17 protein-coding genes are annotated in these 20,382 nt (G+C 71.9%); 8 read left to right on the top strand and 9 right to left on the bottom strand.

Annotation, left to right across the window (positions count from 1 at the left end; all coding sequences use genetic code 11):
- Positions 1–15: 15 nt before the first annotated feature.
- The 4 genes from ACSNOA_RS14595 to ACSNOA_RS14580 are packed head-to-tail and all read right to left on the bottom strand — an operon-like array spanning position 16 to position 4,272.
- Positions 16–1,665 (bottom strand): N-acyl-D-amino-acid deacylase family protein, encoded by a 1,650-nt coding sequence (locus tag ACSNOA_RS14595; RefSeq protein WP_436658697.1) that lies wholly within the window; start codon positions 1,663–1,665, stop codon positions 16–18.
- A complete protein-coding gene (locus ACSNOA_RS14590) occupies positions 1,665–2,429 on the bottom strand; it encodes an amino acid ABC transporter ATP-binding protein (protein ID WP_436658695.1) in 765 nt (254 codons plus the stop codon). The genes ACSNOA_RS14595 and ACSNOA_RS14590 overlap by 1 nt, the downstream gene beginning before the upstream one ends.
- Positions 2,426–3,391, bottom strand: coding sequence for an amino acid ABC transporter permease (locus tag ACSNOA_RS14585; RefSeq protein WP_436658693.1), 966 nt, complete (start codon positions 3,389–3,391; stop codon positions 2,426–2,428). Before ACSNOA_RS14585 ends, ACSNOA_RS14590 begins: the two co-directional genes overlap by 4 nt.
- The gene (locus ACSNOA_RS14580) at positions 3,388–4,272 is read right to left on the bottom strand and encodes an ABC transporter substrate-binding protein (RefSeq protein ID WP_436658691.1); all 885 of its coding nucleotides are present in this window, start codon (positions 4,270–4,272) and stop codon (positions 3,388–3,390) included. The genes ACSNOA_RS14585 and ACSNOA_RS14580 overlap by 4 nt, the downstream gene beginning before the upstream one ends.
- Before the next feature lie 319 nt (positions 4,273–4,591).
- Here ACSNOA_RS14580 and ACSNOA_RS14575 point away from each other — a divergent pair, with 319 nt between their 5' ends.
- From ACSNOA_RS14575 to ACSNOA_RS14550, 6 genes are read left to right on the top strand one after another with little or no spacing between them, the layout of a single operon-like run.
- Positions 4,592–6,673, top strand: a complete 2,082-nt coding sequence (locus ACSNOA_RS14575) for a septum formation family protein (protein ID WP_436658689.1) — start codon at positions 4,592–4,594, stop codon at positions 6,671–6,673.
- Positions 6,670–7,452, top strand: a complete 783-nt coding sequence (locus ACSNOA_RS14570) for an FHA domain-containing protein (RefSeq protein WP_436658687.1) — start codon at positions 6,670–6,672, stop codon at positions 7,450–7,452. Before ACSNOA_RS14575 ends, ACSNOA_RS14570 begins: the two co-directional genes overlap by 4 nt.
- Positions 7,449–8,573, top strand: coding sequence for a serine/threonine-protein kinase (locus ACSNOA_RS14565; RefSeq protein WP_436658685.1), 1,125 nt, complete (start codon positions 7,449–7,451; stop codon positions 8,571–8,573). The genes ACSNOA_RS14570 and ACSNOA_RS14565 overlap by 4 nt, the downstream gene beginning before the upstream one ends.
- The gene (locus tag ACSNOA_RS14560; protein ID WP_436658683.1) at positions 8,570–9,136 is read left to right on the top strand and encodes a hypothetical protein; all 567 of its coding nucleotides are present in this window, start codon (positions 8,570–8,572) and stop codon (positions 9,134–9,136) included. Before ACSNOA_RS14565 ends, ACSNOA_RS14560 begins: the two co-directional genes overlap by 4 nt.
- Positions 9,129–11,615, top strand: a complete 2,487-nt coding sequence (locus ACSNOA_RS14555) for an Hsp70 family protein (RefSeq protein ID WP_436658681.1) — start codon at positions 9,129–9,131, stop codon at positions 11,613–11,615. The genes ACSNOA_RS14560 and ACSNOA_RS14555 overlap by 8 nt, the downstream gene beginning before the upstream one ends.
- Positions 11,612–12,535, top strand: coding sequence for a hypothetical protein (locus ACSNOA_RS14550; protein ID WP_436658679.1), 924 nt, complete (start codon positions 11,612–11,614; stop codon positions 12,533–12,535). The genes ACSNOA_RS14555 and ACSNOA_RS14550 overlap by 4 nt, the downstream gene beginning before the upstream one ends.
- A gap of 10 nt (positions 12,536–12,545) precedes the next feature.
- Here the strand turns inward: ACSNOA_RS14550 and ACSNOA_RS14545 are convergent, their stop codons facing one another.
- Together ACSNOA_RS14545 and ACSNOA_RS14540 are read right to left on the bottom strand one after the other, a co-directional pair.
- A complete protein-coding gene (locus ACSNOA_RS14545) occupies positions 12,546–12,878 on the bottom strand; it encodes an EthD domain-containing protein (protein WP_436658677.1) in 333 nt (110 codons plus the stop codon).
- 64 nt (positions 12,879–12,942) lie between these two features.
- Positions 12,943–13,701: an SDR family NAD(P)-dependent oxidoreductase gene (locus tag ACSNOA_RS14540; RefSeq protein ID WP_436658675.1), complete on the bottom strand. Its 759-nt coding sequence runs from the start codon at positions 13,699–13,701 to the stop codon at positions 12,943–12,945.
- Positions 13,702–13,864: 163 nt separating this feature from the next.
- On the opposite strand from ACSNOA_RS14540, the gene ACSNOA_RS14535 reads away from it, so the two are divergent.
- Positions 13,865–14,770: an AraC family transcriptional regulator gene (locus ACSNOA_RS14535; protein WP_436658673.1), complete on the top strand. Its 906-nt coding sequence runs from the start codon at positions 13,865–13,867 to the stop codon at positions 14,768–14,770.
- 20 nt (positions 14,771–14,790) lie between these two features.
- Here the strand turns inward: ACSNOA_RS14535 and ACSNOA_RS14530 are convergent, their stop codons facing one another.
- Entirely contained in the window at positions 14,791–15,741 is a 951-nt protein-coding gene (locus ACSNOA_RS14530; RefSeq protein WP_436658671.1) for an NADP-dependent oxidoreductase, read from the bottom strand.
- A 146-nt stretch (positions 15,742–15,887) separates the two neighbouring features.
- Between ACSNOA_RS14530 and ACSNOA_RS14525 the strand changes: the two genes are divergently transcribed.
- The gene (locus ACSNOA_RS14525; protein WP_436658669.1) at positions 15,888–16,658 is read left to right on the top strand and encodes an SDR family NAD(P)-dependent oxidoreductase; all 771 of its coding nucleotides are present in this window, start codon (positions 15,888–15,890) and stop codon (positions 16,656–16,658) included.
- Positions 16,659–16,753: 95 nt separating this feature from the next.
- Here ACSNOA_RS14525 and ACSNOA_RS14520 read toward each other — a convergent pair whose 3' ends face one another.
- Together ACSNOA_RS14520 and ACSNOA_RS14515 are read right to left on the bottom strand one after the other, a co-directional pair.
- Positions 16,754–18,394: a hypothetical protein gene (locus ACSNOA_RS14520; protein WP_436658667.1), complete on the bottom strand. Its 1,641-nt coding sequence runs from the start codon at positions 18,392–18,394 to the stop codon at positions 16,754–16,756.
- Positions 18,387–20,234, bottom strand: a complete 1,848-nt coding sequence (locus tag ACSNOA_RS14515; protein WP_436658665.1) for a hypothetical protein — start codon at positions 20,232–20,234, stop codon at positions 18,387–18,389. Before ACSNOA_RS14515 ends, ACSNOA_RS14520 begins: the two co-directional genes overlap by 8 nt.
- Positions 20,235–20,382 lie beyond the last annotated feature (148 nt).

The following is a 20,382-nucleotide window of genomic DNA, read 5'->3' as shown; positions in this document are numbered from 1 at the left end:
CGGCCCGACCGCCGGTCACGGCGCCGGCCGCGAGGCGGGCGCGCGGTCCGCCGGCCGCGAGGCGGGCGCGCGGTCCGGTACGGCCAGCACCCGCCCCGGTCGGGCGTCGGTGATCCGATCGCCGTCGACGACCACCCGGCCGCCGACCACCACGGCCCGGACGCCGCGCGGCGGCGCGAGCGGGTCGTCGTAGGTCGCGCCGTCGGCGACCTCGTCGGGATCGAGCACCACCAGGTCGGCGGCGTACCCGTCCGCGAGCCGGCCCCGACCGGTGAGGCCGAACCGGCGCGCGGGCATCCCGGTCATCTTGTGGACGGCCTCGGGGAGGCTCAGCAGGGCCACGTCGCGGACGTAGTGACCGAGCACCCGCGCGAAGCTGCCCGCCCAGCGCGGGTGGGGCCGGCCCGGCTTGGGCACGCCGTCGGAGCAGAGCATCGCGAGCGGGCTGGCGAGCACCCGCCGCACGTCGTCCTCCCGCATCGAGTGGCTGAGGATGGTCACGTTCCCGGCTTCGGCGGCGAGCAGGTCGCAGACATAGTCGACCGGGTCGGCGCCCCGCGCCTCGGCCAGGTCGGCGATCGTGCGTCCCTCGGCGGCCGGGTTGGCCGGCGCGGACGCGACCCGGATCAGGTCCCAGCCGCCGTTGCCGACGGTGTTCTCCCAGCCCGGCAGGCCGGCCGCCAGGTCGGTGCGGATCCGGTCGCGGACCGGAGGCTCGCCGAGCGCGGCGAGCATCGCGGGCACGCCGTCGGCGATGACCCAGGGCGGGAGCATGGCGTGCAGGGCCGTGCTGCCGGCGGTGTACGGGTAGACGTCGCACGAGACGTCGAGGCCTTCCGCCCGCGCCCGCTCCAGGCGGGCCAGGGTGCGGACGGTGGCGCCCCACGACCGCCGCCCGGCCGTCTTGTGGTGCGAGACCTGCAACGCCGCCCCGGCCGCGGCGGCGATCTCGAGGGCCTCCTCGAGCGCCGACTCCACCCGCGACATCTCGTCGCGCAGGTGCGTCACGTACGGCTTGCCGTGCGCCGCCGTCACCCGCGCGAGCGCGATGACCTCGTCGGTGCCGGCGTTGACGCCGGGCGAGTAGATCAGGCCGGTGGAGAGACCGGCCGCGCCGGCGGCGAGCGCCTCGTCGAGCATCCGGCACATTCGCTGGACCTCGTGGCGGGTGGCCCGCCGCTGGGCGAAACCGACCACCGCGGCGCGGAGCGTGCCGTGGCCGACCAGCGCGGCGAGGTGGTTGCGGCGGGCCACGCCCTGGGCCGCCGCGAAATCCCCGAAGGAGGCGAACGTGCGTGCGGGCGGGCCGAACGTGGTGGCGGCCAGGTGCCCGACCGTCTCCTCGCGCCCGGCCGGGACGGGGAAGGGACTGATCCCGCAGTTGCCGCAGATCTCGGTGGTCACTCCCTGCCGCAGCGGGGCGAGCCGTAACGTCTCCCGCTGCTCGTCGGCACCGGCGAGCAGGTCGGAGTGGGTGTGCACGTCGATGAATCCCGGGGTGACGACCAGGCCTGCCGCGTCGATGACCGCCTCGGCGGTGTGGCGGCTGCCGGGCGGCAGCACGAGCAGGCGGCCGTCCCGCACCCCCACGTCCGCGTCACGGGCCGACGAGCCGGTGCCGTCGACGACCGCGCCGCCGGTGACCAGCAGATCCAGCGGGGCCATCACAGCACCCGGGACAGGAACGCGCGGGTCCGCTCGTGCCGCGGCGCGGCGAGAACCTCCCGGGGCGGGCCCTGCTCGACGATCAGGCCGTCGTCCATGAAGACGAGGTGGTCGCCGACCTCGCGGGCGAAGCCCATCTCGTGGGTCACCACGACCATCGTCATGCCGCTGGCGGCGAGGTCCTTCATCACCTCCAGCACCTCGCCCACCAGTTCGGGGTCCAGCGCCGACGTCGGCTCGTCGAACAGCATGAGATTGGGCGACATCGCCAGCGACCGCGCTATCGCCACCCGCTGCTGCTGCCCGCCCGAGAGCTGCGCCGGGTAGTGGTGCGCCCGGTCGGCGAGCCCCACCCGGTCGAGCAGGTCACCGGCCCGCTCGCGGGCGGCCGCCGCCCGTACGCCCTTCACCGCGACGAGGCCCTCCATCACGTTCTCGAGGGCGGTGCGGTGCGGGAAGAGGTGGAAGCGTTGGAACACCATGCCGATCGACTCGCGCTGCCGGCGCAGCCGGGCGTCCGGCAGCGGCCGCAGCCGCCCGCCGCGCTCCTCGTAACCGATGAGCTCGCCGTCGACGTACACCCGCCCGGCCTGCGGCTCCTCCAGGTGGTTGAGGCAGCGCAGCAGGGTGGACTTGCCGGAGCCCGAGGGACCGACCACGCAGACCACCTGGCCGCGCTCGATGACCAGGTCGATGCCGCGGAGCACCTCGAGGCGGCCGAAGCTCTTGCGCAGCTGCCGGCACCGCACCATGGGCGCGGTCATCGCGCGCTCCCGGTGAACCGCAGGTTGCGGCCGATCCGGCCGCGCAGGGTGCCCGGGACGGCGGTGCCGAAGCCCCGGCTGAACCGGCGTTCGAGGAAGTACTGCCCGACGCTGGCGACGGTGGTGAGCACCAGATACCAGATGGACGCCACGATGAGCAGGGCGATCACCTCGAAGTTGGTCAGGTAGAGCCGCTGGGCCACGGTGAGCAGGTCGGCGCCGGCGATCACCGAGACCAGCGAGGTGGTCTTGAGCATGGAGATGAACTGGTTGCCGGTGGGCGGGACGATGATCCGCATGGCCTGGGGAAGCACGACCCTTCGCATGATCTTCGCGCGGGACATGCCCAGCGCCGCCGCGGCCTCCTGCTGACCGGGGTCGACCGCCCGCAGCCCGGCCCGGACGATCTCGCTCATGTAGGCGCCCTCGTTGATGCTGAGCCCGAGCAGCGCGGCGACGAAGCCGGTCACGAGGGTGTTCGTCTCCCAGGTCACCAGCTTGGGGCCGCCGAACGGCACGCCGAGGCCGATCTCCGGGAAGATCAGCGCGATGTTGAACCAGAAGATCAGTTGCACCAGCAGCGGCGTGCCGCGGAAGAACCACACGTAGGCCGCCGCGCCGGTGCGCAGGATCCGGCTGCGGGATATCTGCATGAGGGCGGCCACCACGCCGAGCACCACGCCGATCAGCATCGACGCGACGGTGAGCTGGATGGTCACCCACAGCCCTTCGAGGATGACCCGGTCGAACTGGTAGGCGACGACGATGTCCCAGTGCAGGTTGGGGTTGACGGCGATGGTCCAGCCCAGCCAGACCAGGACCAGGGCGGTCAGCCCGGCGGCCAGCCACCGCCCGGGGCGCACCGGGTGGCTGATCCGGTTCGCCTCCGAGATGTCGGGCCCGTCCGCCGGGTCCGCGGCACGTACCCGCTCGTCGGCCGAGGGGTTCACGGGCGTGCTCACTTCTGGTCGTTGACGGTGGCCGCCGGGACGGCGCTGCCCGTCACGCCCCACTTCTCCAGGATCTTCGTGTACTCGCCGGTGTCGATCAGCTCCTGGAGCGCGCGCTGCACCGCGTCACGCAACTGGCTGTCCTTCTTGTCGACCGCGATGCCCCACGGCCCGGCCTCGTACTGCGCCTCCAGCACGTCGTACTTGCCGCTTTCCGTCGCGAGCAGCTTGGCCACCGGGTAGTCGACGATGGTGGCGACGGCCCGCCCCGCGTCGATCTGCAGCAGGCCGGTGGGAGCGTCCTCGCTCTGGGAGATCGTCATCTTCTTCGCGCACGCGGCGTTCTGCTTCTCGCCGATGGCGAGGTTGGAGCTGCCCTTGGCCAGCACGACGGCCCGGCCGCACAGGTCCGCCAGGTCCTTCACACCGGCGGGGTTGCCCTTGGCCACCATGATGGCGCCGCCGGCCTGGAAGTAGTCGACGAAGTCGACCGCCTTGCGCCGCTCCTCCGTGTCGCTCATGGAGGACATCGCGAGGTCCCAGCGGTCGGCCTGAAGGCCGGGGATGAGGCCGGGGAAGCTCGCGTTGGTCATCTCCAGCCGGAGGCCGAGACGCCCGGCGATCGCCGCGGCAAGATCCGGGTCGACGCCGATCAGCTCCTGGGTGCCCTTCTTGTACATCTCCATGGGCGGGTAGCCCTCGGCCGTGGCCACCCGGAGCACACCCTTGTCCTTGATGGCAGCGGGCACGAGGTCGGCGGCCTTGGCGTCGGCGGCGACCGAGGCGACGCCGGGCTGCGTCGTCTGGCCGCTCGTCGAACGGCCGCATCCCGCTGCGGCGACCGAGAGTGTGAGGAGACCGATGACGAGGGGGAGCGCACGCTTTCTGAGCACCGTGAACCTCCTGGCTGGGCGACTGGCGGGGACCCTATCCGGGATCGGCCAGCGTGAACAGCCAGAGGGCTTTGCATGGTGAGCATCGAACGGATCGGCGCTCGGCGAGGCGGCCGGAAGCCGTACATCTGATTTCCAACTGTTTTCCGTCGCTTCGGAGGCGGACGTCCTGCGAGACTCGGACGGCAGCCGGAACACGGGTTCCATCATGGACGATGATGTTCGGCGAGCCGCACATCGTCGGGTTTCGCTGGGGACGTTACGTTCTCAGGGAATGAGCCGATCTGTCGCGTAGGTAGTGCGTTCCTGGGGAGCCGGCGTGGATGAGACGGTACTGACGGGCCTGCGCGAGCTGGCCGGGCCGGAGCTGTACCGGCGCAACGCGTTCCGGGTCACCGGCCTGCCGGTCGACGTGGACCGGCCGACGGCGCGGCGCCGGCAGCAGCGGTTCACGGCGGCGCTCAAGGTGGGTGCGGACGTCGAGGGTCTGGGCCCGTCCGTCGGCCCCGAGGAGCTGCGGGCCGCGTTCGACGTCGTGTTGGGCGATCCGCGGCGTCGCCTGCTCCACGAGATCTTCGCCCCCTGGGGCACGCCCGACGGCTGTGGGTGCCCGAAGACCACGCACGCCGACCACGACCGCGCGGCGCAGGCGCACGCCGACGCGTTGGGCATGGAGCCGGCCGAGGTGCTGGCGCTGGCCATGGCGGGCCGCGTGGACGAGCGGTGGACGACGGCGGCCGCGGCCTGGACGTCCACCCTGCGGTCCGCCGCGTTCTGGCGCCACCTGCACCACCGCATCGAACGGCTCGACGACCGCCAACTCGACGCGTCGGTCGTGGACGCGCTCCGCGCCGAGCTGCCCGCGGCGCTCGTGCAGCCGCTGCTGCGGATGGCCGCGACCGCGGACTACCCGGCCCCGCTGCGCAGGAGCCTCGCCGACTGGCCCGTCGCGGAGCGGGACCGCGACCGGCTCATCGAGGAGGCCGCCGGCCCGCAGTACGAGAAGCTCGACGAGATCGTGGGCGACCTGCACCGGCTCGTGGACTCCGGCGACGTCGAGGACGCCGTGGCGCGGGTCCACGCGCAGGCGAATCCCGCTCTCGCCCGCCTGGAGGGGCTGGCGCCCGCCGACCGCCACCGCCGTACGAGCACCGTACGCAACCGCATCGCCGTGGTCCTCAACAACTGCGCCGTGGCCCAGCACGCGAGGAGCGGGCGGTACGAGGGCGACGTGCGCACCTGGCTGGCCGAGGCCGAGAAACTCGCAACCGACCCGGAGACCGTGCGGAGGATCCGCGACAACCGCGACGGGTTCGTCGGTGAGGAACGGGCGCTTCGGGAGTTCCGGGCGACGGTGAAGCAGCTGGAGCGGAACCACGGACGGTACGCGGCCGGGCAGTTCCTGCGTACCCTGCTCGCCCGTACCGACGACGAGGCCCTGGCCGCGGTGATCCGGCAGATGCTCGCGGAGCTGAACGCCGGCTCCGGGTCGGGCTACCGGCCGGCGCAGACCCCGTACCGACCGGCGTACGCGGGGCCGCGCCGCCGTCGGGTCTTCGGGGTCGTGGCGGTGTGCGCGTTCCTGGTCCTGTTCTACCTGCTGTACCAGCGGGTCACCGGTCCGTCCGAGCCGCAGCGGGTCAATCCGCACGGCCCGCGTCCGGCCGACAATCCGGCGCTGGTCGCCTGCGTGGCCGACGGTGACGACTGGCGCGACGGCGACGGGGCCGTTGGCGTCGTGGACTGCGCGGAGGAGCACTGGGCCGAGGTGGTGGCGTACGTGCCGCTGGCGACGGGCGCGTCGGCGGACCCGGGCACCGAGGTCGCACGGCTGGCCATGTTCCTGTGCACGGAGAAGGTCATGCAGTCCCGGTTGTCCCCCCACACCTACGCCACCGAGGTGATCTATCCGATGGGAGCGGACTGGAAGGAGGGAGACCCGGAGGCGAACTACGCGACGTGCGCGGCGCGCCGGATCGACGGCACACGGTGGAGCGGCCGGGCCGCCCTGGCGAGCCCGAGCCAGGCCGAGGTCGCCGCGCTGATGCCGTTGACGTCGCGCCAGGGCAGCCTCGAAAATCCTCCGATCGGCTCCTGCGTGCAGATGGCGCAGTCCGGCCGGTGGGACGAGGTCGTGCCCATCGTGCGCTGCGACGAGCCGCACTGGGCGCAGATCCTCGGCTATCCCCAGGTGTCCGGGCCGTGGCCCAGCGAGGACGCGGTGGCGCAGGACGCCGGCCAGGCGTGCCGCAAGCTGGCGGAGGCGCACAGGCTGCCCGGCCGGTACACCGTCACCGCCGCCTGGCCGCCGTGGTGGAGCGAGCCCACACCGCCGGACTACGTGGCCTGCCTGGCGCACCTGCCGGACGACGAGCTCTTCCAGGGAGGGATCTGGCGATGACCGCCACGCCACCGACCAGGATGCTGCGCGTCCGCTCGCCCGAGGGAAGGGTCGCCGGGGTGGAGCTGACGGACGGCCCGGTCACCGTCGGCCGCACCGCACCCGACCACGCGCCCGACGTGACCCTGGAACCGGACCCGCAACGCTGGGTGGGCCGGCTGCACTGCACGCTGGACGTGGTGGACGGCGGGTGGTCGGTGACCGACAACGCGAGCGTCAACGGCACCCTGCTGCGGACGCTCGACGGGCGCACCGAACGCCTGGTCGGGCGCCGGCGCCTACGGCACGGCGACACGCTGCTGGTCCTCGGCGACATGTCGCCGGAGGGCGAGCCGCTCTACTGGGAACTGACGCTGCTCGACCCGCACACCACGCAGCCCGCGCCGTTCGAGCCGCCGCCCGCCGTGCCCGTACGCGGGCCCGCCCTGCGCTACGACTGGGTGGAGGCGCGCGCGTACCGCTGCGACGCCGACGGCGAGACCGCGGTGACCGGCCTGCGGCCACAGGGCCACCAGTTGCTGCGGTACATGGTGGGTCGCAGCAGCAACGGCGCCGCCGTGGCGTGCGGCCACGAGGAGCTGATCACGGCGTTGTGGGGCCCGCCCGAGGAGTGGCCTCCGAGCCGGTCCTACACGCGTGCCGATCTGGCCGGCGTGGTGCGCGCCGTGAGGCGCAGCATCGAGGCCGACCCGTCCGCGCCGCGCATCCTGGAGACGGTCACCGGCATCGGCTACCGGCTCAACGTCCACACGCCGGGCGCGGCGGAGGACGGCCGGTGACCCTGCTCGACAACGGCGACCGGGTGACCGAGACGCTGGTCGTGGACCGGATGCTCGGGGAGGGCGCGTTCGCCGAGGTGCACCGGGTCCGTCACGAGTACCTCGGCTGGCAGGCCATGAAGGTCTTCAAGCGGGTCGCGTCGCTCGACGAGACCCGGACGCTGCTCGAGGAGGCCCGCCTGTTGTCGACGCTGGGGCATCCGAACATCGTCCGCGTGTTCGACGCCGGCACGGTGCGCACGGCCAGAGGTGTCCGCGGCTTCTTCACCATGGAGTACGTCGCGGGCGGCAGCCTGGAACGGCTGGCCCGCGCCCACTCCCCCACCGTCCCCGTCGATCTGGTGGTCAACGTGGTCGAGCAGATCGCCGCCGGCCTGACCGTCGCGCACGACCAGGACCCGCCGATCCTGCACCGGGACGTCACGCCCGCGAACATCCTCGTGGGGTACGACAGCACCGGCATGCGGGTCCGCATCAGCGACTTCGGGCTCGCCAAGCGCGCCGACCCGTTCACGATGCTCGCGAGCGCCCAGGGGACGTTCGCCTTCATGGCGCCCGAGGTGCTGCGCCGGGAGGGCTACTCGCGGGCCAGCGACGTCTGGTCCGTCGGCACCATCGCCTACCTGCTGCTCACGAACCGCCTGCCGTACGACGACGGCGGACCGCTGTCGTCGTACTCGCCGAGCCGGTTCGCGCGGGCGCCGCTGCCGCCCAGCCGCTACAACCCGGACGTGGACGCGGACCTCGACGAGATCGTGCTGGCCACGCTCGGGACCGCTCCGGCGGACCGGCCCGCCTCCGCGGGCGTCCTGGCCGCGGAGCTGCGGGCCCGGCGGCGAAGCGGCGCCGCGCTGGGCGTGAGCGGCGGCGCGGTGGGCGCGAGCGGCGCCGCGTTCGGCCCGAGCGGCGGCGCGGTGGGCGCGGGCGCGGGAGCGTCGGCGCCTCCCCCGCCGAGCGCGCGTGCCCTCCGGCTCGCCGAGGAAGCCCTGGGCCTGTCCCGGCGCGCCGGGCAGCTCGACCGCGCCGCAGACCTCATGGAGGAGGCGGTGAACCTGTCGCCGGAACTCCGTGCGCGCTACCTGCCCATGCTGACCCTGTGGCGACGAGGGGTGACGATGTGACACGGCTGACCCGGCTCCGCGAGGACCTGCGCCAGCGCCGGCACCACCGGGCGTTTCGGATCCCCCCTCCCGTGTTGACGGACGAGCAGTGCCGCCTGGTGGAGCACCTGCTGGCGCAGGCACGGGCGGCCGCTCCCCCGCCGGAACCGGCACCGGCAGCGGCACCGGAGCCGGAGCCGGAGCCGGAGCCGACCACCGAGCCGGCGCCCGACGAGGCCGCGCTCGCGACGGCCGCCACGAACCTGTGGCGCGCCGAGCGCAAGCTCACCCCGACGGGCGAGCGGCCCACCGCCCGCGACCGTCAGGCCGCCCGCTACCTGCGCACCTGCGGCGACGCGCTGGCCGAGGCCGGTCTGGTCGTGCAGGACCACGACGGCGACCCCTTCAACCCCGGCCGGGCGCTCGAGGTGCTCGTCTACCAGGAAAACCCGGACCTGACGGCGGAGACCGTCCTCGAGACCGTACGACCCTCGGTGTACCTGCACGGCCGTCTGATCCAGATGGGCCAGGTCATCGTCGGCACCCCCACCCCGTCCCCCGACCCGAGGAGTGACCATGCGTGACACCATCGACTTCGGCATCGACCTCGGCACCACCAACAGCGCCATCGCGATGGTCGAGGACGATGGCGCCGTCGCCGTCATCAAGAACAACGACGGCTGGGACATCACGCCGTCGGCCGTCTGGATCCGCAAGCCCGGCGTGGTCGACGTCGGCCGGAAGGCGCGGGAACGGGCGGAGAGCGATCCCGACAACGCGGCCGCCGAGTTCAAGCTCGAGATGGGCCTGGCCGACGCCGGCAAGACCTTCGACAAGGGCGGCGTACGGCTCACCCCGCCGCAGCTCTCCGCCGAGGTCCTGAAATCGCTGCGCGCCGACGCGGCGCACCACGCCGGCAGCCCGCCGAGCGCCGCCGTGATCACCGTGCCGGCCGCGTTCTCGCTGAACCAGAACAAGGCGACGCTGGAGGCGGCGACCCTCGCGGGGTTCAGCTCCGCGTGCCCGCTCATCCAGGAGCCCACGGCGGCCGCGTTCGCGTACGGCTTCCACGACGCCGACGACCGGGCGTACTGGCTGGTGTTCGACTTCGGTGGCGGCACCTTCGACGCGGCCGTGGTGAGCAAGCGCGACGGCGACCTGCGGGTGCTCAACCACGCCGGCGACCCGTACCTCGGTGGCAAGCTCATCGACTGGGCGGTCGTCGAGCGGGTCCTCGCCCCGGCGGCCGCGGCCGCGTTCGGGCTGGCCGACTTCCGGCGCGACAACAACGCCTGGCGGGCGAACTTCGCGAAGCTGAAGGGCGCCGCCGAGGACGGCAAGATCCAGCTCTCGCGGCGGGACGCGGTCGACCTCACGGTCGAGCTGACGGTGGGCGACGGCGACACCGAGACGTTCGAGTACACGCTGCGGCGCGACGAACTCGACCGCGTCGCCGAACCGTTCTACGCGCGCGCCGTCAACCTCTGCCGACAGGCGCTCGCCGACGGCGGGCTGCGACCCGACGACATCGACAAGCTGCTGCTCGTCGGCGGCGTCACACTCGCCCCCGGGCTGCGGGAACGTCTCGCCGACCCGCGTGACGGCCTCGGCATCGCGCTGGACACCAGCCTCGACCCGACCACCGTGGTCGCCCGCGGCGCCGCGATCTTCGCGAGCACGGTCCGGCACCCCGAACCGGCGTCGTTCCAGCCGGCCGCCGACGAGTTCGGGCTCGAACTGGCCTACGAGCCGAGCGTCACCACCACGACACCCACGGTCGCCGGGAAGCTGCACGCCGCGACCGCTGTGGACTGGACCGGCTACGGCGTGGTGCTCGACAACCCGAACGGCCAACCGCCGTTCCGGACCGGCCGGATCGCGGTGAACGCCGCGGGCGCGTTCGTGGCCGAGGTCGACATCGACCCGCACCGGGCGTCCCGCTTCACCGTGCAGCTCACCGACCCGACCGGCGCGCCGCGGAAGGTGGTTCCGGACTCGCTGACCATCACCCACCGGGAGGTCGAGTTCGGCGGGGCACGCCTCACGCACTCGCTCGGCATCCAGTTGGCCGACCGGGCCTTCGCGCCGCTGCTTCGCAAGGGGGCGACGCTGCCGGCGCGGGCGCGCGAGGTGTTCCGCACCGCGGGCACCCTGCGCCGGGCCGACGGCGAGGCCGTCGTCCGCATTCCCGTCGTGCAGGGTGAACGTCGCCGCGCCGACCGCAACCGGCAGGTCGGCATGCTGGAGATCCGCCCGGTGGACCTGCGGATCGACCTGCCGGCCGGCACCGAGGTCGAGGTGACGTTCGAGGTGGACTCGTCCAATCTCGTCACCGTGGTCGCGGACGTCCCCCTCATCCAGACCCAGTTCGACGCGGAGATCAACCTCGACGACGTACGCGCGCCCAGGCCGGAGGACCTCGTGAAGACCCTCAGCGAGGTCGAGGGCCGGGTGGACTCCCTGCGCCAGTCGCAGGCCGCGCGGACGCCGGAGGTCCGGGAACGGCTGGACCGGCTGTCGGAGGAGGGCACCCTGACCACGGCGCGTGAGCAGGTGCGCGCGGCCGGCGTCGACGTCGGCGCCGCGGCGACCGCCGAGGACCGGCTGCGCGAGGTGCAGGCCCAGCTCGACGACATCGAGGAGGCCGCCGACCGGCCCGCGCTGGTGCGCGAGCTGCGGGAACTGCTCGCCGAGACGGCGGACCTCGTGGCCCGCACCGGGCAGCCGGCCGACCGGCAGGAGCACGCCGAGTTGGAGCAGCGGGCGGCCGATGCCGTCGACAGCGGCAGCTCGGCGCGTATCCGATCGGAGATCGACCGGGTCACGTCGTACCTCGTCGAGCTGCAACGCCGCCAGCCGGGCTGGTCGGTGCAGGTGTTCTACTGGCTCTGCGAGCAGCAGGGGCGCATGCGCCCGGCCGGCGAGGCGGCGAAACTGGTCCAGGAGGGCCGCGAGGCGCTGGCCGGAAACGACGAGCGGGCGCTCGACGCAGTCAACAGCAGGCTGGTCCGGCTCCTTCCCGACGAGGAGCAGGACAAGGTCATCGGGTTGACGCTCCGATGAGCGCGCCCACCGTCGACACCGACCTGGCGGTGAGCCGGGCCGCCGCCGCGGCACGCCGTGGCGAGTTGGAGGCCGCGGCGAACGTGCTCACCGGGCTGGCCGCCCAGGAGGATCCGGCGGCGCTCGACCTGCTCGCCCGGGTCCGCGCCCAGCAGGGCCGCTGGCACGACGCGGACGAGTGTTGGGCGCGGGTGCAGGCCGTCGACCCGGAGCACGCGGGCGCCGCCGAGGGCCGCCGCGCGGTCGCCGGCATCCTGGCCGGGAAGCGTCGGCCACGACCCGTCGCCCAGCCGGCGCGTGTCGCCGTGCTCGGCGGTGTGCTGGCGGCCGCCGCCCTCGCCGGTGGCGCCGTCGCCGTGGATGGCGGCGACCCGGTGCGGCCGGGGTCGACCGCGCCCGCTGCCGCCGCCCCGTCGCCGGCGGGCATCGACGACGCCGAGCGGCGACGCGCCGAGGAACTGGCCCGCCAGGTGGCCCAGGCCGAGGCCGAGCGGGCGGCCGCCGCCCAGCGGCTGACCGCCCGGCTCGACGGGATCGCCGCGCGCCTCACCATGCCCGGTGTCGTCGTGAAACGCCGGGCCGGCACGGTCGAGGTCTACTTCCGGGAGGGTCTGTTCAGCCGGGACGCCCGCCTCACGGACGACGGCGCCGTGCTCCTCGCGGACGTCGGCCGCCGCCTCGGCCGGCTCGACGACGTGTCGATCACCGTGGTGGGCCACAGCGTTCCCGTCCCGGGCGGACGGACCAGCGGCGGAACCGGGACGGCGTTGAGCCGGGCCCAGGTCGCCGCGCGGGAACTCGCCGAGGCGAGCGACCTGCCGCTCACGGCGTTCACCCTGAGGTCCGCCGACCAGTCGCAGCGTCCGTTCGCGCAGGAGACCCGCAACCGTACGGCCAGCCTCGTCCTGGCCCCGACGTGAGGGCCACGGATCAGACGAGCCGGAGTTCCTGGTCGAGCACGGCGGAGTGGATGCCGACCGACGTCTCACGCAGGTACGCCTTCCGCAGCTCGTGAGCGTTCTTGTAGCTCTCCGAGCGGAGCGCGTCCTGCATCTCCTCCCGCGACTCGAAGCTGATCCGCACGATCGCGTCGATCGGCGGTTCGGCGTCGTCGGTCATCGCGTCGGAGAGGAAGTACTGGACGTACTCCCGGGTCTGGGGCAGGCCGACGTACGTCGGCCCGTACTCGACCTGCATGAAGCGCCGGAAATCCTCGGTGGAGATCTCGGGCTTCTTCCGGATGACGGTCAACATCGTGAACATCGGTCTCCCCGTCGTGTGTGCCCGACCACCGGATCTGGTCGGCTGAGGTCGAACGTACGCCCCATCAGAGGTGGTAACCCCCGGAGACCTCGATGTTCTGGGCCGTGATCCAGCGCCCCTCCTCGGAGGCCAGCGCCGCGATCACCAGGCCGATGTCGTCCGGCTCGCCGATCCGGCCGAGCGCCGTCTGCGCCGCGAGGGCCGGGACCACCTCGGGAAAGCGCGCGAAGGCGTCGTCGGCGATCCGGGTGCGGGTGGAGCCGGGAGCGATCGAGTTGACCCGGATGCCGCGAGGGCTGAACTCCTTGGCCATGTACCGGGTCAGCACCGTGAGGCCGCCCTTCATCGAGCCGTACGCCGAGTAGCCGGCTTCCAGGCCGGAGAACAGCGCCGAGTTGCTGGTGACGTTGACGACGGCGCCGCCGTCGGCGAGCAGCGGCAGCAGGGTCTGGGTGAGGAAGTACGGCCCCTTGAGCAGCACCCGCATGAAGCGGTCGAAGAGTTCCTCGGTGGTGTCCTCGAACATGGCCATCTGGCCGAAGCCGGCGTTGTTCACGAGGATGTCGAAGGTGTCCCGCTGCCAGGTGTCGCGCAGCGCCGCGACGACCGCGTCACGGAAGGCCGGGAAGGTCTCGCTGCGGCCGACGTCCAGCGGCAGCGCGACGGCCGCGCCGCCCTCCTTCTCGATGTCCGCGACCGTGTCCAGCGCACCGGCGCGGTTCCTGCCGTAGGTCAGGATCACGCCCACCCCGCGCTTGGCGATCTGGATGGCGGCGCTCTGCCCGATGCCGGAGCTGGCGCCCGTGACGATTGCGACCCGCATGCTTCGCCTACCTGTCCGTTCGTGGAGCGCCGCGGCGCCCCGGGGGAATTGGTCTTGGCCCAATACCACCACCATGGCTGCGGAACCGGTAGAACGATGCTCTTGCGCCCTTGCACGATCCTCCAAACATTTGGGCTATCGGGCGCGTGGTTCAATTGCTGCCATGCGCCTCGACGAGCTGCGGGACCTGATCAGCCGCCACGCCCGCCCGGACGGCACGACGGCCATCGAGGGCGTCCTGCTGTCGAAGGTCGAGCGGGTCGGCCCGCCCACCGCCTCGATGTCCGGCACGGTCTTCGCGCTCATCGTGCAGGGCGCGAAACGTCTCGCGCTGGGCGAGCGGGTGTACGAGTACCACGGCGGGCAGTACCTCGTGGCGTCTGTCGACCTGCCGGTCACCGGCCACTTCACCGAGGCCAGCCCGCATCGGCCGGCACTGGGGTTCGGCCTGGTGCTGCAACCGGCCGCCGTCGCCGAGCTGCTGTTGCAGGCCGACCCCGCCGATCTGCCACCGGTGGGCGGCACGCCGCCGACCGGCATCGCGGTCAGCGACGCGTCCGACGACCTGCTCGACGCGGTGATCCGGCTGCTGCGACTGCTCGACCGTCCCCGCGACGTCACGGTGCTCGCCCCGCTCATCAGGCGGGAGATCCTGTGGCGGCTCGTGAGCGGCGAGCAGGGCGCCGCGGTCCGCCAGCTCGGCCTCGCCGACAGCAACCTGGCGCACGTCGCCCGCGCGGTCCGGTGGATCCGCGACCACCACACGCGGTCCTTCCGGGTGGAGGACGTGGCGCGGCGGGCCGGCATGAGCGTGTCCGCGTTCTACCGCAACTTCCAGTCGGTCACCGCCATGAGCCCGATCCAGTTCCAGAAGCAGATCCGGCTCCAGGAGGCCCGGCTGCTCCTGGCCACCCATCCGCACGACGTCATGGGCGTGGCCCGCCGGGTCGGCTACGACAGCGCGTCACAGTTCAGCCGCGAATACCGCCGCCAGTTCGGGGCGCCGCCGAGCCAGGACGCGGCGCGACTCCGCGCGTCCGCGCCCGACGCCACCCCAGCCCTGCCGTAGCGGCCGCTCCCCCGGTCACGTCAGTCGGCGACGTGGATGACGACCTTGCCACGGCGTTTGCCGGTCTCGAGCACCTCGTAGCCGGCGCGCGTCTCGGCGAGCGGCAGCACGCGGTCCAGCACCGGCGTCAACTGGCCGCCGTCGACGCGCTCGGCGATGGACCGCAACGCGTTCCGGTCGGGCTCGACGACGAAGAACACCCCGCGCGCGTCGTGTCGGGCCGCCTCCTGCTGGTCGGGAGGCCCCGGAAGGCTGACGAGGACGCCGCCCGGCCTCAGCACCGACCAGGACCGTGACTGCGTGGCCCCGCCGACGAGGTCCACGACGACGTCCGCGTCCCGGACATGGTCCTCGAAGCGGTCGTGCGCATAGTCGATCACCTGCTCAGCGCCCAGGCCCCGCACGAAGTCGAGGTCGTCCGCCCCCGCCGTGGCGCTCACCTGGGCGCCGAGCCCGGCCGCGAGCTGCACCACGTAGCTGCCCACGCCGCCGGCGCCGCCCTGCACGAGCACGCGCTGGCCGGCCTGCAGGTCCGCGTGATCGACCAGTGCCTGCCAGGCGGTCAACGCCGCGAGGGGAAGTGCCGCGGCGTGGTCGTGGTCGACCGTGGCGGGTTTGGTCGCCACGGCGGTCGCGGGCAGGGCGACGTACTCCGCGGCCGCGCCGTCGCGGGTGAACGGGACCAGCCCGTAGACGGCCTCCCCCACGCCCGGGCCGTCCACCCCTTCACCGGTCGCCGCGACGACTCCGGAGAACTCGTGCGACGGGATGATGGGCGTCCGCTCGGGCCCGCTCCCGTCCATGTTGTGCGTCCACGTCGCCCCCCAGGTGAGCTCGTGGGGGGTCACCGAGGCGGCTTTCACGGCCACCAGCACCTCGCCGGCCCCCGGCTCCGGCCGCGGCGCCTCCTCGTAGACGAGCTGCTCGGGCCCTCCCCTGCGGTGCGCCCGCACGGCGCGCATCGTGTCCATCCCGACCGCTGCTCCCTCCCGATCTCCCATCCCGACCCATGGCGGCCCGCCACCCGGTCCGCGCACGTTTCAGGGCGCTGACACCGGCTACCCCGACTACCCGCCCTGCGGGAAAGCGAACGCGAAGAAGGGGAAGGGGTCGGACAATGCGCGGACTCCAGGACAAGGTCGCTGTCATCGCCGGCGCCGCCCCGGGCAACATCGGTGGGGCGTCGGCGAAGCGCCTCGCCGAGGAGGGCATGCGGGTCGTCGCGGCGGACCTCAACGAGGGCGCCGCCCAGGCGGTGGTCGACGAGATCAACGCCGCCGGCGGGACATCCGTGGCCCGCGGCCTCGACATCACCGACGAGAATTCCTACCGGGACCTCGTCACCTTCACCGTCGACCGGTTCGGTGGACTACACGGCCTGTTCAACGTGGCCGCCGACCTCTCGGCGGCGACCATCGGGCGCGACAGCGACGTCACCTCCGTCCCGGTGGACGTCTGGCAGCACACGATCGACGTGACCCTCACCGGTTACATGTACGGGATCCGGCACACCCTGCCGGTCATGATCAGGCAGGGCGGTGGCTCCATCGTCAACACCATGTCGAGCGCGGTGTGGTTGGGCGAAACCGAGCGGGTCGCGTACCAGGCCGCGAAGAGTGGCCTCATCGGGCTGACCCGGCACACCGCCAGCCTCGGCGGTCGGCACGGCGTGCGTGCGAACCTCGTGTCGCCCGGCGTGATCCTCACCGGTGCGGCGCTCAGCACCACGACCGCGCAGTGGCGGGACGAGATGCTCGCGACCGTACGGTCACCGAGGCTGGGAAGGCCGGACGACCTCGCCGCGATGGTGGCCTTCCTCTTCTCCGACGACGGCGCCTACGTCAACGGCCAGTCGCTGCTGGTCGACGGCGGTGCCAGCTTCACCTGACCCGTGGTCGTGGACTGGCCCGCCCGGCCGTACGGGAGGCCGCGGTGGTCGAGGTGCCGGTGGCTGACGAACACGGCGTCGACCCGGTCGGCGCGTCACAGGCTGCTCGAGTTGTTCAACCGATACTCGACCCACGCCACGGAGACCTCCACCCCACCCGGCAGTGTCTGTTGACTCAACTCGGCGCGCCAAGCGTCCTCCAAACTGGTGGAGATGCGAGCACCGAGGACGTCCGCCTTCACGTCCGAGTGCTTGCCGAGGACGTCCCGGGACAGCGTTATCTTGCCTCTCCCACGCAGGGTCGACTCGCCAACGTCACGACACACCAGGTAGTCGAGGTTCGGCGGGTGCTCGCCGCCGTCGTTGGCGTCACGGGACGGGGCGAGTCCGACCGCCTCGAGCGCGTTCATGAAGGCGGTCAGCGGCACGGCCAGACCATCGGGACCGACCGCGCGCCAAGAGAACCAGAGCGGGATCCGGTCGCTGCCTTCACCGAGCCGTATCGGCAGGGCCGGTCCGGTAAGTGTCTGGTAGTCGCCTGCCCGTGAAGCGAGGCTGGCGAGCTTCTTGCCGTCCGAGTTGCTGATGCCGTTGCCGGTCACCAAAGGGAGGATCTTGGGGAGGATCTCCTGCGGACCGTTTGTCCTGCCCTCGGTGTCGCCTCCGTGAGCCGATCGGATCCGCTGCCGCAGTTCCTCGTCGAAGTCCTCGTCGCCGCCGGGCGGCATCTTGTTGATCGCGAGCTGCACATGGATGAAGGCGAGATCGTCAAGGGAGATGATCGAGCACGCCATGACGCCCAGTCCGGGGAACTCCCGGAGATAGGACATGATCGCGCTTGTCGAGCCCACGCGGGCGGGGCCGACGAACGTTACCGGGAGACAGAAGGCAGGTCTGGGAGCAGGGGATCGTCGTCGCATCGCCTGCTTTTCCACCTTCCGGCGTTGGTACGGGCTGACCAGATACCAGTTGCCCTGTCGATAGCCCACGCGGGCGTCGCCGAGCCAGAACCCGTAGCCGCGCTGGTCGGCGAGGTCGGCGAACGTCCGGGCGAGGCCGAGCCGGCGCTTGGTGCCAGCACCGCGAAGTGCCATCGAGAAGCGCAACGCGACGGCGGATGGGACCGGCCAGTCCTGGGTGCCGGCCTCCGTCGGCATCTGAGCCGGGCTCTGCAGGGACAGCAGTGGCGCCTGGTGCTCAGTCGCCGTTCGCGAGATCTCCGCGATCAGCTCGGCGATCGCCCGCGGGTGGAAGCTCGACCAATCGGCAATGTCGTCCTCGATCAGGATCAGACCCTCGAACCTCTGCGCCGACTCGTAGATGAAGGTGGGGTTCGGCCAGGCGGTGCCTTGGAACACCTGACGGTCCGCAGCCAGGTGGTTCACCCTCAACGCCACCGGCAGATCGCTGCCCTGGTGTCGACGCTGCATGATCCGCGGAAGCGCTCCGGCGTACGTCGCGATGACGAGGCCTACGCCGTTGGCGGCTGACGACAGGGTTTCGCGCGGCGCCTCTTCCGGCGACAGCAGCAGCTCGTCGCGGTTCCCCGGTGCTGTCGGGCCGGCATCGGGTCGCGCCGCGCCGACCCTCCGGTCGAACACGTCCCGCAGGTAGCCGGGCGCGTCCCGGACGTGGTGAACCTCGAAGTTGACCTGCATCAGGGACTGCCGGGCCATGAGGAATCCGGCCCGAGCGAGGTCGGCGAGGGCGGCAGGTGACGTGTGTTCCTCAGTCATATCGCGATCCAGACGATTGGAAGACGGCGTCCATGGACACTTCGATGCCGTGCGCTGGCATGAGCCAGCCGGGTGCGGAGAGCCGCACTGGTGCGAGTTCGTGCTGCTTGACAAGTTGCCGGTGAAGCCAGGCCGCGGCTATCAGCGGGACGGCGGTTGCCACGCCGAGCATCCAGTTCAGTGCGGCGGCATGGACGCCAGCGGCGATGGCAGCGGACGCGCCGACCGCCGCGCCGATGGACAGGTGGGCGAGCCACCGCGACAGGCGGCGGAGGTGTCCGAGGATCGTGTGTCGAAGCGGCAGATCCAGTCTCGTGTAGAGAAAGCCGGGCACGAGCAGCAGAACGGCGACGACGGCGTCCGCGTCCCTCGCGCTCGTGCCGGCGGCGCCAAAGGGCCAGACGCTTCCGGTCAACAGGGCGGCGACAAGATAGATGGTGGCCGACACCGCTGCTGCGAACGCGATGACGCTGCCAGGGCGCGCCCCCGTGGCGTCCCGAAGGACGAGCGTGCATTTCACGGAGGTGTTCCCGTTGGTGGACGGGAGGGCCAGGCTACGGCGCCAGTAGGCATGTGCCCGACTGCTCGCCGGATCGTTCTCGACGGAGAAATCGGAGCCCACGTCGTATTCCGTGAGCGCTTCGGCGGCTCGTTCGAGCATGACCGGGTTGAGGGACCTGTCGTTCAGCAACGGTGTCGAGCCCGGGTCCTGCGCGTTGATCAGTGATTCGGCAGCAAGATACCGGTCGACCAGCCGGCGGGTTTCGGGGAAGGCGTCGTCCCCGATGTCCAAGCCCGCCTCGTTGGCATCCCACTGCCGACTGCGGAACAGCTCGGAAAGCCGGCCGAGCGCACCTTGCAGCTCAAGCTCCAGCAGCCGCCTATCGCTTGGCCTCTCCGACTTGTGCTTGCGTAACCGCTGGGCCAGGGACTTCAGATCTGCGCCCAGGTCCTTGGCCCGAGGTGAGTCCACATCGCTGACGAGCGACATCGCCTCGATGTGGACGCCGGCTTCGGTCTCGGCGACGACATGGTACGACCGCAGCCCGGCTGGTATCTGGGCCAGATACTGGACGCAGTACCGCCCGGAGGTGGAACGCGACCAGGCCCGAAGCCAATTTTGGACCGGCGCTCGTTCCCGCAGGTGCACGGGCGCGTCGTAACTCAACAGGTGGTCGTCCTTCGTCACGTCGAGTGCGGCGACGAGCAGGTAGTCGTTGAGCGCCACGTCGAGCAGCTTGAAGTAGGGCTCCAGCTGGGATTCGTATTCACGCAGAAGTGAGAGGACGAGCTCGCGGCTGTCCGGATCATCGGACTTGTCGAACGACGAGAGGGAAAAACTTCGCACGGGGTCGTCGGGCCCATCGTTCAGCGGCCTGCTGCGTTCGGTGAGGAGGGCGATCAGCGCGGCCTGAATAAGCCAACGGGCCCGCTCCTCCCGCAGAAACCGGTTGATCCCGGACTCCCGCCGGGACTCCGGCTGACTGGAGAGAATCCCTTTCAGCAACCGGTAGAGGCCGGACGCGAGCAGCCTCGACGTCTCATACTGGGTAAGTCGGGGAAGCTTGCTTCCCGCCGCGTCGACGACGTCGATCGGCGAGACACTCAGTCGGGAGATCCGCGTGACCGGCACCCAGATGGTCGGCGTCGCTGCCTCCTCTTCCTTCTGGGTGCGACCGCTACGACTGGTGAGCCGTTGGAAGAGGTAGCTTGCCTCGCGTTGACGCGGGTCCAGGAGGCTCAGCCGGACGTCGACCTCGGTGGTTCTGCTCGCCACACCGTGTTCGACGAAGCTGAGACGTTCGGTCAGCCGGCGGATGTGATTCTGGCGCAGGGCCATGTCGAGGAAGGCCAGACCGACGGCACCGCCTTCCCGGGACAACGGTGGCGGAGCCCCCGGGATGGGGACCGTCAGGACGGCCCTCTCCAGCGCCGGCACACGTGGCTCATGCTGGGGCGTGTCGATGGTTGGCGTATCGCCCCTCTGG

The sequence above is a fragment of the Micromonospora sp. URMC 103 genome (genome assembly GCF_051386435.1).
Taxonomy (GTDB): Bacteria; Actinomycetota; Actinomycetes; order Mycobacteriales; family Micromonosporaceae; genus Micromonospora.
Note: the sequence above shows the minus strand (reverse complement) of the source record. Positions and strands in the feature narration are given on the sequence as shown.

What these genes read in the sequence shown, in the direction of transcription:
- ACSNOA_RS14595 (WP_436658697.1), bottom strand. Translation starts at nt 1,665, where the DNA reads ATGGCCCCGCTGGATCTGCTGGTCACCGGCGGCGCGGTCGTCGACGGC.
- ACSNOA_RS14590 (WP_436658695.1), bottom strand. Translation starts at nt 2,429, where the DNA reads ATGACCGCGCCCATGGTGCGGTGCCGGCAGCTGCGCAAGAGCTTCGGC.
- ACSNOA_RS14570 (WP_436658687.1), top strand. Translation starts at nt 6,670, where the DNA reads ATGACCGCCACGCCACCGACCAGGATGCTGCGCGTCCGCTCGCCCGAG.
- ACSNOA_RS14555 (WP_436658681.1), top strand. Translation starts at nt 9,129, where the DNA reads ATGCGTGACACCATCGACTTCGGCATCGACCTCGGCACCACCAACAGC.
- ACSNOA_RS14550 (WP_436658679.1), top strand. Translation starts at nt 11,612, where the DNA reads ATGAGCGCGCCCACCGTCGACACCGACCTGGCGGTGAGCCGGGCCGCC.
- ACSNOA_RS14545 (WP_436658677.1), bottom strand. Translation starts at nt 12,878, where the DNA reads ATGTTCACGATGTTGACCGTCATCCGGAAGAAGCCCGAGATCTCCACC.
- ACSNOA_RS14540 (WP_436658675.1), bottom strand. Translation starts at nt 13,701, where the DNA reads ATGCGGGTCGCAATCGTCACGGGCGCCAGCTCCGGCATCGGGCAGAGC.
- ACSNOA_RS14535 (WP_436658673.1), top strand. Translation starts at nt 13,865, where the DNA reads ATGCGCCTCGACGAGCTGCGGGACCTGATCAGCCGCCACGCCCGCCCG.
- ACSNOA_RS14530 (WP_436658671.1), bottom strand. Translation starts at nt 15,741, where the DNA reads ATGGACACGATGCGCGCCGTGCGGGCGCACCGCAGGGGAGGGCCCGAG.
- ACSNOA_RS14525 (WP_436658669.1), top strand. Translation starts at nt 15,888, where the DNA reads ATGCGCGGACTCCAGGACAAGGTCGCTGTCATCGCCGGCGCCGCCCCG.
- ACSNOA_RS14520 (WP_436658667.1), bottom strand. Translation starts at nt 18,394, where the DNA reads ATGACTGAGGAACACACGTCACCTGCCGCCCTCGCCGACCTCGCTCGG.
- ACSNOA_RS14515 (WP_436658665.1), bottom strand. Translation starts at nt 20,234, where the DNA reads ATGGCCCTGCGCCAGAATCACATCCGCCGGCTGACCGAACGTCTCAGC.